Genomic DNA, 15,734 nt, shown 5'->3' with positions numbered 1-15,734 from the left:
ACCTCGATTAAATAATTGTCTGTTTATTCAATGCGATTAACTGACGAAAACTTTCGTTATCTAATTCCGTTAACCAGGATTCATCATTACTAACAATAGCATTAGCTACCTTTTTCTTTTCCTCGATCATTTCATCAATTCTTTCCTCTAAGGTTCCCAAAGTGACAAATTTATGCACGAAAACATTTTTTTGTTGACCAATTCTAAAAGCGCGATCAGTTGCTTGATTTTCCACCGCAGGATTCCACCAACGATCGAAATGAAAAACATGATTTGCTTTGGTTAAATTAATCCCCACTCCCCCAGCTTTTAGGGATAAAATAAACACAGAAGGTTCTGTTTCGGGATGTTGAAATTCTTCGATCATTTGTTCTCGTTTTGGTTGAGAAGTCCCCCCGTGAAGATAATAAGTATTATAGCGAAAAGTTTGTTTGAGATACTTTTGTAAAGAGTCACCAATTTCAGTAAATTGAGTGAAAATTAGCAGACTATCTCCCTCTAAAATTACTTCTTCTAGCATTTCTCCCAAACGCTCTAACTTATGCGATCGCTCAGGGATAAAAGCGCTGTTATCCTGTAAAAATTGACGGGGATGATTACAAATTTGTTTCAAGCGCATCAGGGTAGATAAAATTAATCCTTTGCGTTTTATTCCCTCCGCTTCTTCTAATTGTTTTTCCACTTCTTTGATAACAACTTCGTAGAGAGAAGCTTGTTCTTTAGTTAAATTACAATACTGTTTGTTTTCCACTTTGTCAGGCAAATCTTTAATTATCTGCTTATCGGTTTTTACCCGACGCAGAATAAAAGGTTCCACTAATTTTTTGAGAACCGTGGACTGGAGACGATCATTTTGTTTTTGGATTGGCACTTCAAAAGCTTTACGAAATTGAGTTTCTTTACCTAAATAACCAGGGTTAAGAAAGTTAAAAATTGACCATAAATCAAGCAGTCTATTTTCTACTGGAGTTCCCGTTAATGCGAGACGATGTTGTGCAGATAAACTCAAGATTGCTTTAGTTTGTGCCGATTTAGGATTTTTGATATTTTGTGCTTCATCAATTACCAAACGTTGCCAAGATTGCGAGTTAAATAATTTCAAATCCTTGCGAACTAAGGTAAAAGAAGTAATGACGATATCCTTGTGACTAGCTACTGTCTGAAATTCGCTCTCATCTTGATAGCGCTTACTACCATGGTGAATTAAAACCTGAAGATGGGGGGCAAATTTTTCAATTTCTTTTGCCCAATTTCCCACCACAGAAGTGGGTGCGACTAGCAGAGTTGGTAAAACCTTATTATCTCCCTCTCTTTCCCCAACCAATCTAGCAATTACCTGTAGGGTTTTTCCTAATCCCATATCGTCAGCAAGACAACCATTTAACCCCAATTTTTCCAGGTATTGAATCCAAGCAACCCCGCGCTTTTGGTACTCCCGCAGCGTTCCTTGTAATTGGGGAGGATTTTCGATCGGTTCTAGTTGACTAGGATTTTGTAATTTCTCTAGCATAGAACCCAAAAATTCATCGGTTTCAACAATAATCTCCTCTGGGGATTCGGCCGCTTTTTTCATTAATTCAATCAGATTTATCTCAGGATTTTCCTGCTGATATTTCTGCCAAAAATCCAGCATTTGCTGCATTTTATTTTGTTCTAATTCTACCCATTGACCTCGAAATTTAACTAAGGGTGTTTTTGTGTTAATTAATTGTTGCCATTCCTCTTGACTAATAGTTTCTTCACCGATGGCTAGTTCATATTGATATTCAATAATGTTTTCGAGGCTAAAAATCCCTTTACTAACGGGGGTAGATTTGCCCGATTTAGAAGTAGTTTTTAGCCGAACTTTGGCGCGTTGACGACCTTGGGGAGTCCACCAAGCGGGAATAATCACTTTATATCCCGCATCTTCTAAAATCCAAGCAGTTTCTTTCAAGAAAGTAAAAGCTTCTGTAAGGTTGAGATAAAATCCCGTCGGTTTATCCGTTTCTAATCCTTGCCAAATAGGGGGATAAATACGGGCAGCATAACCCAAACTTAGTAAAATATTTTTATCTAAATCTTGACCAAAATGCGCTTGTATGCTTGTTCTAATTTCGGGGACTGCATACCAATATTCGTCTAATTCTAATCGCAGGGAGGGGTCTTGTTTAGAGATGAGGATAAAGGTAATTTGCCACTGTTCAATATTATTTTCTGGCGCTTCCGTTAGTTTAAAACCAAGGCTAAAACTAGATATATTTTGGTCTCCTAGTAATTGCTGTCTCCAAGTTTGCCACTGTTGATATTTTTCTAAGGCAGCGGCAGTTTGCAGAAATCCAGCAGCTTTAGTCACAGAGAAGCAATCACCTATAATTGTCTCGCTAATTTTTTTCTCAAAACTGGCAGGAATTGCCGTATTAGTGACAAATTCATTGAGGAGACATTCGGAGAAGTGCCGGAGTAGGGTTTTGGGATCGTATAATTGTGGTGAAGCATGGGGATTTTCAGCACCAGCAAGACAAATGCGGGGAAGATATTCGAGATAGCGATCGAGATTGGTTTCGTAGGTTGCTGATATAATTTCCCAAAGAGGGTAGATGGCAAAGTTAGCGGTTTTCTTGTTATTTGTGGTTAATTCTCGATATTTAAAGGCAGGAATATAGTTATCTTTGAGAATTATTTCTTTAAAAGCTTGACTGTAGTGATACCAAAAAAGTAGATCTGCACCTAACTGAATCTCTGAGGAGTTGTAAAGACAGATAAAGTGCAGATAATTGAGCAGTTTAAGTACAGGATTAAGGGGATAACAATCAATTTGCCAAGATTGCCATTGGCTATTTTCTGGGGGTTCTTTTTCTAGATAACGCAGTAATTCTAAGGAGGGTAAAGGTTGATTCTCGTGACTAGGTAAAAGAAAGTAGCGGGGGACAAATTGCCGACTAAGAGGATTATAATTCGATTGAACTATTCCTAATTCTCCAGTGAGAAAGCTCGTTAATTCTTCTTTGCTTAACTGAAAAGGATGATAATTATCAGCAGTGGTGCGACTCTTTTTCGGGGTGCTAGTTTCTCCCCAAAGATAAAAGCTACCCTTCTGAATAAATTCATCCGTTGATTGGGGAATCCAAGTACCGTGAAGAATTTTCATGGTTTTTAATGAGTACAAAAGAACTTAAATGAGGGCAATACTTAGCCTCTAGAAAAATTGTAGCGATTATGGGAGGATTCTCCACACTTTCTTATTCTTATCCCTTTGCGAACCCAGAATTCCTCTGGATAAGAGAAAAATATGATCAGCAAACTGAAAACTCACATCTGATAACTAATACAGCCTTTCTGATCATCCCCGATGAAGTGTAACCTAATTTGCCATCGAGGACCGACTCCCCAAAGCGAAAACTTTGTACCTCACCATTAAGATAACTGCTATCAAAACGCGGATATCACTGCCAATAGAGTTCGGTTTTACCGTTATGGGATGAGCATTAACGGGGGTACTATTCTAGGTAAGGAATTTGTATCTAGTCAGTGATGAAGACGATGTTAAAGGGGTCTTTACCGAAATTAAGCGATATTTTCCCGCCGACTGACCATCAGGACCGGGAAACTTTCACCCCCAATGCTTTTTATCCTAATTTATCGGAATGGCTCAAGCGCTCGCAACTGAAAGCGGAAAGTGAATGGTTCGCAGCGATCGCCGCTTTAGAAAATATCTTATTACAAAACCCAAATAATGCCGCCAGTCGGGGTTTAATTCTCTCCGGTCCGACGGCTTTAGTCAGAGAAAGCAAGGCTTTAACGGGTTTTAAATTCGGTGTTTTTACCGTTAAAGCTTTAAAACATTTACCATGGCTGGGTTTGCAATTGCCTTCTCAGGAAAAATCCGCCGCCGATATTTCCCCGACGGAGATTCATGAATTGCCTCTCTTGCCAACGGATCCGATTGCTAATGAAAGATTTTGTCTGGTTTTTAGCGAAAGTTTCGCTCTTTTGCTGGTTTTAGGCGAGGATCAGTGGGGTTTGTCCTCTTTTCAATTTTCCTTTGATCCCGTCCTCACTCAGCAAGCCTGGCAGCAGTTGCGGCAACGATTAGTTAATCTGCGTTATCCGCAAATCGAGACTTTAGAGGCAATTATCGAGGCTAATGGCAGTCCCTCGCCGGATTACCGTCTAGTTAGCCAATTTAGTCGCCAATTACTACAAAATTTACCCAACCAGTCTAACTTAGACCTGAAAAAAACGAAATCGCCTATCAATGCCGAAATCACTCCCCCAAAAGAAGATAATTCTAATTTAGAATCGGGTTGTGATTTGGAATTATTGCGAGCTTTAACCCACGAAATTCGCACCCCTTTAACCACCATTCGCACCATTACCCGATTATTATTAAAACGGGCCAAAGTAACGGAAGATGTAGAAAAATATTTGGAAACAATTGATTTAGAATGTAGTGAACAAATTCAGCGCATGGAATTAATTTTTCGAGCCGCAGAATTGGGTATTAATCCTCTGGGAGATAAACCGATTCAACTAATTCCAATTGCTCTAGAAAAAGTCTTTCAAGATAGTATCCCCCGGTGGCAAAAACAGGCTAAACGGCGCAATGTCAATTTAGAAGTTAATGTACCGAAAAAATTGCCTTCGGTAATTAGCGACCCGAGTTTATTGGATCAAATGTTAAATGGAGTCGTGGAAAAATGTACTCGCAGTATGGCTAGTGGTGGCCTGTTGCAAGTACATATATCAACGGCAGGAAATCAATTAAAAATGCAGTTCCAAACTCAGGTAAAATCGCCTAATCTTACCCTAAAAGCTTTGGGAAAAGTCCTAATGTTTCAACCAGAAACCGGTAGTTTAAGTCTGAATATGAAGGTGACTAAAAACCTTTTTCAAGCTTTGGGAGGTAAATTGATTGTGCGTGAAAAACCCGAAGAAGGTGAGATTTTAACTATTTTCTTGCCCCTCGGACGCATTAAATAAGTTGGGATTATTCTAAAATTTTCATCTTGTAAAATAGGCAAAATTGCCAAGAGGATGCTATACTAGGGCAACAAATATTATTGATAGTTGCCATGGAAAAAACTGTTTTAATTTTAGGTGGCACCGGTCGCATTGGTCAAAGTGTCGCCCTAGATATTATTAATCATACTTCAGCTAAAGTTATTATCACAGGACGCAAGGAAAAAGCGATTAAATTACTGCCAAGAATGCAGTTTTTGGCTTTAGATTTAGAAGAAATAGACAAGCTTAGACAAGCAATTAAAAATAGTGATTTAGTCATTCATTGTGCCGGTCCCTTTCACTATCGCGATGGCAGGGTAGTAAAAATTTGCATCGAAGAAAAAGTCAATTATATTGATGTTAGTGATCATCGTTCTTTTTATCAAAAGTTAATTCCCTATCGAGAATTAGCGATAAAAGCAGGAATAACTGCCGTGGTTAATACGGGAATTTTCCCCGGTATTTCTAATAGTATAGTGCGGGAGGGAGTGGAACAGTTAGATAGGGTAGAAACGATCCGTTTAAATTATGCCGTCGCCGGTTCTGGAGGTGCGGGATTAACCGTAATGCGGACAACTTTTCTCGGTTTAAAAAAGCCTTTTTTAGCTTGGATTGAGGGACGATGGCAAGAGATTAAACCCTATACTGCCAGAGAAGTAATTGACTTTCCCGCTCCTTTAGGTAAAACTGGTGTTTATTGGTTCGATATGCCAGAAACCTATACTTTCGCCGAATCTTTTCAGGTGCAAAATGTGATCACAAAATTTGGTTCTATTCCCGATTTTTATAATCATTTAACTTGGATTACTGCCCATATTTTCCCCGATGCTTGGGTAGAAAGTTCTCGGGGAATCGAGTTTTTTTCCCAAGTTAGTTATCGCATGACAGAAGTAACCGATAAATTTTCGGGAATTGGGGTAGCAATGTTAGCAAAAGTCGCCGGATGGCAAGGGCAGCAAAAAGCAGTTTATCAAGCAACTATGGTTCACGAGAATACTGCTCAAGCAGCGGGTTGGGGAACTGGCAGCGTGGCAGAATTAATCTTAGCGGCAAAACTCCAAAAAGCTGGGATTTATCCCGTGGAACAGGTGTTATCCACAAAACTATTCCATGCTACGATGAAAAAAAGAGGTATTAAACTCGATCGCTCCTGTACAATTGTGGCTTAGAAGATGAAAAAAATCTGGCGTTACCTAGTACTGTTTTGTTTAGTTTTGTTACTGACTTTATCCCCTATCTTCATGATAGCAGCCCAGAATAATCCTGCTAAACAGGGACAGGAAACACCCCTGGAAACTTTGGGAGAAGTTTTTCCCGTCATGCTTGATAATCAAGAACTTTTTACGATTCGGCAGGGAATAGGTTCTTTTTCAGCGCAAGAAAGAGCGAAATCGATTACAGACAGAATTGAAAAAATTGCCGATGACGATGCTCTTTCTCCTGAAGATTTAACTATAAAAATTGATCCTGAAGACAAAAACCCTTCGATTATTTTGGGAGATACAGTTATTGCTACTATTACTTCTAAAGATGCCAAATTACACTCAGTAAGTCAAGAAGTATTAGCCGAACGAGCTTTGGCAAAGATTAAAGCAGCCATTGTCCGTTATCGTCAAGAACGTCAACCGGATAACCTCTTAAAAGATGCAGTTTTGACGGTAAGTGCTACCTTGGCCACGGTCTTAATTTTCTGGGTAATAATTTTTATATCTTCGCGGGTTTTTCCCCAGATTCAGAGGTTAATCACCTCCCTAGTTCCTGGGGTCGTATTCCAAAATTTTGAGATTATTAGTTCCCAGACAATAGGAATTTTTTCCCTAAGAGTTTTGCAATTTATCCGCACTCTAATTATTTTAACTATTCTCTATTTTTATTTAACTTTTGTCCTTCGTCTTTTTCCCTGGACTAGAAAATTTGGTGATGGTTTTCTGCAATACTTTTTTAGTGCTTTGGAAGTTATTTCCCAAGAGATAGCAAAATATTTACCCAATATTTTTATTATACTGATAATTGTTTTTATAACTCACTATCTGTTGAGAGCAATTAAACCATTTTTCACTGGATTGGAAAGAGAAAATTTAGTAATTAATGGTTTCTATCCCGATTGGGCAAAACCAACCTATAATTTACTGTCACTGCTGATAATTGCCTTAGCTATAGTCATCGCTTTTCCCTATCTACCCGGATTTAATTCTCCTGCTTTTCAGGGGGTGTCAGTATTTTTAGGGGTACTATTTTCCTTGGGTTCCACCTCGGCTATCGCTAACGTGGTGGGGGGAATTATCCTCATCTATACCCGCTCTTTTCAACTAGGAGATAAAATTTCTATTGGTGATGTTATTGGAGATGTGATTGAAAAAGGATTATTAGTCACCCGTATTCGCACACCGTCTAATAGAATTATCACGATTCCTAATTCATCGCTGTTAAACACTAATGTGATTAACTTTACTGTCTCTCAACGGGAATTCAAACAGCCTTTAATTTTGCAAACCACAGTCACTCTCGGTTATGATTTACCTTGGCGTAAGGTTCACGCAACCCTGAAAGAAGCAGCCTTAGCCACCCAATTTATTGTCTCAGAACCTGCTCCTTTTGTCTTGCAAACCAGTCTCGATGATTTTTATGTCAGCTATCAGCTAAATGCCTACACCGATCATCCTAGCAAAATGGTGTATATTTATTCTGAATTACATCAAAATATTCAGGATAAATGTAACGAAGTCGGTATCGAAATTATGTCTCCTCACTACAAGGCTCTCCGGGATGGCAATCACAGCACTATTCCTGAAAATTATCTGCCGGAAGATTATCAAAGTCCTGCTTTTGGTATTCAGTCAAATTCTCAGAAGTAATAATTTTCCTAATAGCTTTAATCCCATTTGTCAAGCACTTTTGAGTTATTGTTGATAATTCTTCACCAAATTCACAGTTAATAGCAGGAATAAATATTCCCCAGGCCCTGGGACTTTGTTGATAAATTGCTTGAGTTAATGCTAATAAAGAAGCAGGACTTTCTGCATGACCGAAATTATTCCATTCGGTAACTGCCGCTAATTTTTCTATCTGGATATCAGTTTGATTAGATAATACCGCATCAACAAAAATAACTAGAGAAGCATCAGCTATATCGGCCGCTAACTCAGGAGTCAATTGATGGGTAGCGATGACCTCTAGATTAGGCCAATTCTCCTCGGCGATAATTTCGGCTATTCTCATTCCCACTCCGTCATCATTTCTTAAAGTATTACCATAGCCGATGAGCAGTATTTTGAAATTATTCATGGTTATAGCAGTTATCTTAATGATGAGGTAAACAGTTCTCGTTTTGGGGAGTCGGTGGTCGATATCAAATTAGATTACACTTCATCTTGATGAGAAACGCTGTAAAATAAGTATAGGATATCTCGGATGATCTCGATACACAGCTTGACCTAATCGATAAATTAACTGAGTCTAGTAAGAAAACTTAAGCCTTGATAGTAGTTTCTTCATGAGTAAAAAATTATGCTAAGGAAGAGCCATAAAGACTATCTCTTTTCTCTCACCCAGAAATCATCTCTAGGCGAACCAGAAAATACTGATATTCAATTAAGTCTAGAATTTAGTCTAGCTATGGGGAGAATTGCCTATTTAAGCGACTTTTTTCCCTAAAATGACTACATCAGCCAGAAAATCGTCTAGTTCGGCAATTTGAGGTAAATAACCCCATCGTTGAAAGCCGAATTTTTCAAAGAGACGAATACTGGCCTGATTGTGGGCAAAAATAATACAGATAAGATTAGATATACCCAATTTCGGACAGCAATTCAGGGCATATTCTACTAATAATTTACCGATTCCACGACCTTGATAATCGGGGGAAATATATAAACTAACCTCTGCCGTTTTTTGGTAAGCGACACGACCATAAAACATCTGTAAACTCAGCCAACCCACCACCCGACCTTCGAGCGCTATTACCCAAATGGGATACTGTTCAGGATCGTGATTTTTAAACCATTCTCGCCGACTTTCGAGGGAAATAGGCTTTAAATCTGCGGTTGCCTTGCGAGTGGGAACAGCAGCATTATAAATCTCGATAATTGTTGGTAAATCTGTTTCTTTAGCCTCGCGAATAATCATAGAATATCAAGTAAGATGAAGTATAACCTAATTTTGCCTTGTCTCCTAACTTCTGAACTCTCCTATATCTCTCAATCTTACCTTAAAATTGGGTTTGATAGCGGACGGTAAACTCATTCAAATTATAATCGTAGGAGAAGCGGATAAAAGACTGGGAATTAACTCGATAGACGGTTTCCAAATTGGGAAGAATATTAAAATCCGTTGCTCCAATCGCATTACTAACCGCATTCTCTACATCATACACGACTCCTTGAGCTAAGAGGGGAATTGCCAACTGAACCACTCCAAACTGAATTAATTGTTCTGTATTTTTTCCCTGTAAACCATTAAAAACCGACAGCAATTGTTCCCCCAACAGTCGAACGATTTCCCCTTGGCTGCGGGGGGGAGTGCTAGTTAATTTAACTAGAGGAGTATTAAGCAATCCCTCATCTTCACCTCTAGCAAAAGCCAATGCTTGTAAACAATTAGCGACTTTTTGTAATTCTGCATTTGTATAGTTTTCCTCTAGGGGAAAAGGTGGACTATCGGGACGAATTTGGCACACTTCATTGATGTTACGACCTAAATTTGGTAGCAAGCGATTTAATTCCCCTTCAACGCTGAGGGTGACATCGATCCTTTGAATGCGATTGAGGCTATCATCGGGAATTTCATTACTAGGAAAATCCCCCCCCGGACGGGAAATAGCAAAATCGCGAGATTGAGAAAATTCGCTGAGAATTGTTCGCAGTTGAATATCAACAAAGGGATTAAAAAGTCCCAACCCGCGACTAGAATCGAAAACAATAACATTTTGATTGCGTCGGTTAAGAAGAAAACGAGTATCGATGTAGCTAACTCGTCCTCGATCGAGATTAATTACTCCGTTGGTTTGTAATTTCTCTACTGGAGTGAGCGGACCGTTCAAGGTTAAAGCACCACTAAAATCAAATTGATACAAAGGTTCTTGTTCAATTGATAATCCTGCTAAAGACACTTGAAAATTATTTAAAACTGGAGTGATATTTGTCGTCTGAGGAATGTTGAGAGGCTGCAGCCAGCGACTCACTGGTTTATCTGTTTCTTGATTAATTTCTGCTGTGCGGGGAAGAAAAACTTTACCCCTAGAAAGACGCACATTACCCCCGATAATTGGTTGCTGAATTGTTCCCGTTATCATAGCATTCCCAGCAATTAATCCTCGATAAAGGCCATTAATTGCTATATCTCCCTCTTGAATATTAATTGTTAAGGGATTAGGATTATTTTTGAAGGCTTGAAAGAAAGGTAAAACTCCCACCACAGAAATTTGTCTGTCAGCGATCAAGCCTTGTAATTCCTCTACTGTTAAGTTTTCAGGGGTTAACCCAATGCGGCCATTTACGGTTAAAATCTCTGGAAAAGCAACACTGCGGATAGCGGCATTATCGAGAGTAACTATACCATTTGCTTCTAAATCTTTGATTTTTAAACCCTCTTTTATATCTAATCTTCCCGTCGCTGAAAGAAGTACCTCTCCCTCACCGTTAACCCATTCAATGGTGTTTTGACTGATAGCTTCAATTAATTTGAGTGCATCGGTTCCCAATTTTGCTTGGATTTTTAATTGATCATTACCCGGTAGGGGAGGATAGGGAATGCTGGCATAAAGTTGGATTGATTCCGAGGAGGTTGTCCGCAAATCAAAACGATACTGATTATAGGTAAATAAACCAATTATATCCTGATTAATATTTTGGGCATTAATTGCACCGTCAATAAAGGCAAAGTTACCCTGAATACGAGGATTTAATAAAGTTCCTGTAATTTGTCCTTGAGTTTTTAGACTACCGGATACATCCAAGGGAAACTGGACGAAATTTCTCAAGAGATCGAGAGAAAGATTTTCCACAGCAAAAGTTCCCTCTACTTTTTTTAAGGAAAAATCACCCGCTAAAAATACGGAAGAATCTCGTGATTTTAATCTAATCGGTTCTATCCTGAGCAACTGACGATTTAAGTTAAGATTAATTGTTACTTCATCAATCGGAATTAATTGGGTATCGGTGGTGACAATTCCCAGAGGGTTAACAATATTTACCGTCGGTCTTTGTGGTCGCCATTCCCATCGATTGCCCTGAAATTGTACGCTAAGATCGGGATTTCGTAAAGTCCCAATTAAGGCTATATTTGCTTGATAACGGCCGCGAAAATCTAGTTCAGAAGGTATCCCGACTACCCCTCTTTTACCTGCTAATTGCTGGATTATTTCTTCAATTTTTGCCCGCAAATTTACCTGTTGTGCTAGGGACGCTTCGGGATTACCTACTCCTAGTGTACTAAGTTGAATAGTCTGGTTATTCTCCGAGGAGAAAAGGTTGATTAAACTGGTTAAATCATAGATACTAGCAACTGATAATAAATCTTGAATATAACCTTGATCTACCCTGAGTTTAGCTTCTATTGCTTGGGTTTGCCAATTAAATAAACCTTGCAGATTATATTGACTTGCACCCGCTTGTAAACTCCCCGCTTGCAGTTGGACTATGGAATCCCGATAAACCAAATTTGCCGTTAATTTTTCCCCAATTAAGTTACCTAAACTAGGTTGATTAATCTCTAGTTGTCCTTGTCCCTGTAAGTTAAATAAATTGATGTCTAGATTAGCATTCATCTGTCCAGCAATAATCCCTGGAATATTATAGGCTGCCGTGGGAGATATTTTCAGGATTTCTAGGGGAAAATTGGCAATCTGAACATTTAAATTTTCTCCGCTTCGTTTAGCTGTTGCTAGAAAAGGAGTCTTATTTCCAAAAGCTTGGCGAATATTTATCCCTAAGGGAAGATAGGGCAGCAGACAATTCTTTTGTTGACAAGGATCGAAAGTTAGGTCAATAATGTCCTGATTTCCCCGCAGATTTAAACTAATATTTTGACCGATTCCTGCTTGCATACTTCCTTTTAAGACAGGTTCAAAGAGTCGCTCATTAATGCTAAAGTTAGCTAAATTTATATCTCCTTTGATTTGTACATTTCCGACTTTTTGCCAAGCAGTTAAGAGATTTTTTCCTGTGATTTGTCCTTGAAATTCTCCGATCCCTGTTAGTGTTGATTCTTTGGGTTTTAGGTTAGAATCAATCGGTAAAAGCGATATAATCTGAGTTAGCGGTACAGCAGCAAGGTCGGTTTTTGCCTGTAGATTTAAGTTAACCTCAGCGATATCGGGTTGACTGGTAAGATTAGCTAAAAGAATATTTCCTCGCACATTAAAGCTATTTTCTCCCCACTGTGCCGAAAGATTATTAATCTGAATTGGTGTTACTCCCTGCCAAATTTCTTTAATATTTCCCGCTAAATTGGCACTAAAATCTAGGTTAGGAATCGAGATTGATTTTACTCCCCCCAATTGCCTTAGTAGGGCAGCGGGATCAAGATTAGCGGCAATAATATCACTTTGCCAGAAATTATTATTCAGTTGTGCCTTAGCTTTAATCTCTCCTTTAGCCACATTAATACGAGAGTTAAAAACTGCTTTAATACTGCTTAAGTTCAGTCGTTTTTCTAGCAGAGAGTCGAAAATAGTTTGGGCATTTCCTGTTGCTTGAAACCTAGTTTGGGAAATATTCAACGGTATGGGAATATTAGTCTGAAAATTCTCTAAGCTACTGAGAATATTAAAAATACCGTTGTTTAACTGAATATCAGTATTAATCGGATTATTATCCACTAACAACCGAGTATTTACCCTAGCATTGACGGTGGACAGATTTGGTATTTTTCCCGCTAGTAAATTATTGATTGCACCAGTGAAATTGACTTGGGTTTTTCCTAGACTAACAGGAATATTTATCTTGGGTAAAAACGGATTTAAGTTAATGCCTGCCGTATTAACTATACCACTTAAAATACCTTGTTCCAGTTGGGCTGTCGTTCTTAGAGATTGACTATTGACAAATAACTGTATATCCCCTTCTCCGCGCCAAGTTTGTAAATCCGTTAAAGTACCGCTAATCAGAGAATTTATTCTACCAGCAAAGTTAATTTTTGTCTTGCCTAAACTGACGGGAACTGTTAAATTTTCCACTAGAGGATTGAGACTAATTCCCCCAGTGTTAACTGTTCCTGTCAGGAAACCTCGATTCAGTTTAGCTGTGGCAATTAAAGGATTATTATCTACTAATAACTCCATATTCCCTTGACCTTGCCAACTGCTGAAAATATTATTTTTATTATTCAGTAATTCCCCTAAATAACCCTGTAAATTAATTTGTGATCGCGTTAATTTAACCTGGGTTGGTAAGTTAGGCAATAGGGAATTAATCGGCAATCCCGCTAAGAAAGCGTTAGCCTGAAGATTTCCTTGCAATACTTGACTATTGACTAAAATTGTGCCTTGTTTACCGCTAATTTTTAAGTTAGCAATTCCGTTTAAAGTATTAACATTGAGTTGATCAATTTTGCCACTGACTTGAATATTAGCTGTCTCTAAATTTAAGGGTTCTAAGGTTTCTAGGTAGGGGCAAATGCTATCTAAATATTGACAAACAAGAGGCACAAAAGGAGTCAATAAAAAGTTATTACCCGTGATTTTTGCCTGGACTAATTTGCTAGTAAAATCACCATTACCATTAACCTGTAGTTTGCCGCCATTTGTTTTAATGACCGTATCGGTTAAATTTATTTTGTTGCCCCCTAAAAATACTTTACCCTCCCCGGCAACATTGATTAATTCTGACTGATTAACCGTGGGTATTTGCCAATTAATTAATAATTGTGGTAGTCCTAAACTACCCCTAGCTTTAATATTAGCTTGCAGATCGTTTATATTAATTTTAGCGGGAATTGTTGCCAGTTGAGATAAAATTTTTCTCGTGGGAAAATTTGCTTGTAAATTCAAATTAATCGGCATTTTTGTCCCGTCAAGAGTTTGATTTTTTTGCAGGGATTGCAGAATATTTAACTGCAATTTTCCTTCTCCTTTAATTTCTCCACCTGCGACGGGTTTAATTTGAATTTTATCTAAATTAAGACGATTGAGATTTGTTTGAAAATTACTGGTTATTGATTGAATGGGAATTTGCTCAAAAATAATCGGTTTGCTGCTGCTAACGGTTCCTTTAATTAGAGGTTGATCTAATTTTCCCGTCACTTGAAAAGTAGAGCGTGCTTCTCCCCGTAAATCTAGAGGTGATTGCAGATAAATAATTCTTAAAAGCTGTTGTAAATCCACCGATTCTAGAGCGACCTTGAGATGATAACCAGTTTGCCAATTTACTTCTCCCTTCACCTCAGTTTTAATCTTGCCAATACTTGCGCTCGCCTGTTCGACTAATACTTTATCTCCCTGTAAATTTAACTTAGTTGTTAGCTTAATTGGATACTGGAAAGGTTGGAATTTCCCCGCCAAATCTGTCACCTGAAAATTGCCATTTCCTTCGGTTTGATTTAGCTTTGCCCAACTGGGAATATTGAGAGCAATATTAGCATTTACTTGTCCTTGATTTAATTGGAAATTGCTCCGAGGACTTAAAGTTAATAGTTCATTTAAGTTCAAACGATCAATCTGAAGATTAGTTTGACTTTCGCCTGTTTTTAACGCCGTTTCTCCTGCAATTTTTACTTGACTTTTGAGGATTTCTGCGCTAAAATCGTAGGTGAGAGGCTGCCTTTGATTATCGATGAATCTTCCCTGACCATCGGCCTTAATTTCTATCGGTTTTTTCAGGGCATAGGGTTGGATAGTAATATCTCCCTTCTCCACCTGAAAACCCAGATTTAACCTGATGGGTGCCTCCCGATCTAAGTTACTAGCTATTTTTTCTAAATTATCGAGCCATTGACCATTTTTATCCTGATCGAGATAAATACTGGGATTAATTAACTTCACATCAACTGGCAGCGGCAGACCTAAAAGTAAGGGCAGCGGATTTAATCCCAATTCGATCGCATCAATAGATAAACTATCGGCAGAATTGGCCGTAGCTGGAATTTCCGATTTACCGATACGAATGCGATTAAAATAAAAGCCCTCTATTTTACCTACCCTGACGGGTCTATGCAGCATTTCACTGAAGATATTATCTAAAATTGGGGTTAGACGTTCATAAACTAAATAACGAGTCGTAAAATAGCCAAGGGAGGTAATTCCTAGTAGAGTAATTCCCCCAACAATTAAAGTAGAAGGCCGGCGTAAAAATCGACCGATACTCAGAAAAAGATTAGGACGAGGAGAAGGATCACCGGGGGAGTTACTCATAATTGTTTACCTCACACACACCAAAGAAAGGGCAACGGCTCACCAGAGCTAATGAACTATGATAATTCACTGCGGCACTGATAGCGATAAATCGATTAATTGCCATTTTTTAGGCAATTATTGGGCTTAAATCCTGTGAGGAAGTCAAGGGCTGCGGCCAATTAAAAGCCTCTCTCCCCATCTTAGCCTAAGACTCGAATGGCTGGCTAAAATTTTCAACAATTCGCTAAAATCTCCCCAGTTTCAACAGCTAACCGAATTAATATTGATCAACCCACCAGTTCAAGCAGAATATTGCTAGGATCAATAGGTTCGGAAATTGAAGATTGAGAGAAAAGTTGTGCAGACAGACAACAATCCGGCGCAGTCTGGAACAACAACCGGAAGTATTCAGTCTTAGAATAGT

The 15,734-nt window shown here is 38.6% G+C and carries 8 protein-coding genes; 4 read left to right on the top strand and 4 right to left on the bottom strand.

The annotated features are described in order from the left end of the window. Positions 1-7: 7 nt before the first annotated feature. Positions 8-3,130 (bottom strand): DEAD/DEAH box helicase, encoded by a 3,123-nt coding sequence (locus IM496_RS13480; protein ID WP_194013760.1) that lies wholly within the window; start codon positions 3,128-3,130, stop codon positions 8-10. A gap of 392 nt (positions 3,131-3,522) precedes the next feature. On the opposite strand from IM496_RS13480, the gene IM496_RS13475 reads away from it, so the two are divergent. The 3 genes from IM496_RS13475 (at position 3,523) to IM496_RS13465 (ending at position 7,838) form a co-directional block, all read left to right on the top strand. Next, positions 3,523-4,962 (top strand): sensor histidine kinase, encoded by a 1,440-nt coding sequence (locus IM496_RS13475; RefSeq protein WP_353737640.1) that lies wholly within the window; start codon positions 3,523-3,525, stop codon positions 4,960-4,962. A gap of 92 nt (positions 4,963-5,054) precedes the next feature. Next, complete coding sequence (locus tag IM496_RS13470; RefSeq protein WP_194013758.1) at positions 5,055-6,152, top strand: saccharopine dehydrogenase family protein; 1,098 nt, start codon at positions 5,055-5,057, stop codon at positions 6,150-6,152. A 3-nt stretch (positions 6,153-6,155) separates the two neighbouring features. Beyond that, positions 6,156-7,838, top strand: a complete 1,683-nt coding sequence (locus IM496_RS13465) for a mechanosensitive ion channel family protein (RefSeq protein ID WP_287662206.1) — start codon at positions 6,156-6,158, stop codon at positions 7,836-7,838. Here IM496_RS13465 and IM496_RS13460 read toward each other — a convergent pair. Continuing rightward, positions 7,765-8,268, bottom strand: a complete 504-nt coding sequence (locus IM496_RS13460; protein WP_104396325.1) for a hydrogenase maturation protease — start codon at positions 8,266-8,268, stop codon at positions 7,765-7,767. The genes IM496_RS13465 and IM496_RS13460 overlap by 74 nt on opposite strands. A 222-nt stretch (positions 8,269-8,490) precedes the next feature. Here IM496_RS13460 and IM496_RS13455 point away from each other — a divergent pair, with 222 nt between their 5' ends. After that, positions 8,491-8,637: a hypothetical protein gene (locus IM496_RS13455; protein ID WP_194013754.1), complete on the top strand. Its 147-nt coding sequence runs from the start codon at positions 8,491-8,493 to the stop codon at positions 8,635-8,637. Here IM496_RS13455 and IM496_RS13450 read toward each other — a convergent pair. Both IM496_RS13450 and IM496_RS13445 read right to left on the bottom strand, forming a co-directional pair. Next, on the bottom strand, positions 8,617-9,108 hold the full coding sequence (locus IM496_RS13450) for a GNAT family N-acetyltransferase (RefSeq protein WP_194013752.1): 492 nt from the start codon (positions 9,106-9,108) through the stop codon (positions 8,617-8,619). The genes IM496_RS13455 and IM496_RS13450 overlap by 21 nt on opposite strands. Before the next feature lie 82 nt (positions 9,109-9,190). After that, complete coding sequence (locus tag IM496_RS13445; protein WP_287662205.1) at positions 9,191-15,328, bottom strand: translocation/assembly module TamB domain-containing protein; 6,138 nt, start codon at positions 15,326-15,328, stop codon at positions 9,191-9,193. Between the last annotated feature and the right edge of the window lie 406 nt (positions 15,329-15,734).

It is taken from the genome of Microcystis sp. M049S2 (genome assembly GCF_020245625.1).
GTDB classification, from domain to species: domain Bacteria; phylum Cyanobacteriota; class Cyanobacteriia; order Cyanobacteriales; family Microcystaceae; genus Microcystis; species Microcystis ichthyoblabe_A.
This window is presented reverse-complemented; position numbering and strand designations above follow the sequence as displayed.

What these genes read in the sequence shown, in the direction of transcription:
- IM496_RS13475 (WP_353737640.1), top strand. Translation starts at nt 3,523, where the DNA reads ATGTTAAAGGGGTCTTTACCGAAATTAAGCGATATTTTCCCGCCGACT.
- IM496_RS13480 (WP_194013760.1), bottom strand. Translation starts at nt 3,130, where the DNA reads ATGAAAATTCTTCACGGTACTTGGATTCCCCAATCAACGGATGAATTT.
- IM496_RS13460 (WP_104396325.1), bottom strand. Translation starts at nt 8,268, where the DNA reads ATGAATAATTTCAAAATACTGCTCATCGGCTATGGTAATACTTTAAGA.
- IM496_RS13470 (WP_194013758.1), top strand. Translation starts at nt 5,055, where the DNA reads ATGGAAAAAACTGTTTTAATTTTAGGTGGCACCGGTCGCATTGGTCAA.
- IM496_RS13450 (WP_194013752.1), bottom strand. Translation starts at nt 9,108, where the DNA reads ATGATTATTCGCGAGGCTAAAGAAACAGATTTACCAACAATTATCGAG.
- IM496_RS13455 (WP_194013754.1), top strand. Translation starts at nt 8,491, where the DNA reads ATGCTAAGGAAGAGCCATAAAGACTATCTCTTTTCTCTCACCCAGAAA.
- IM496_RS13445 (WP_287662205.1), bottom strand. Translation starts at nt 15,328, where the DNA reads ATGAGTAACTCCCCCGGTGATCCTTCTCCTCGTCCTAATCTTTTTCTG.
- IM496_RS13465 (WP_287662206.1), top strand. Translation starts at nt 6,156, where the DNA reads ATGAAAAAAATCTGGCGTTACCTAGTACTGTTTTGTTTAGTTTTGTTA.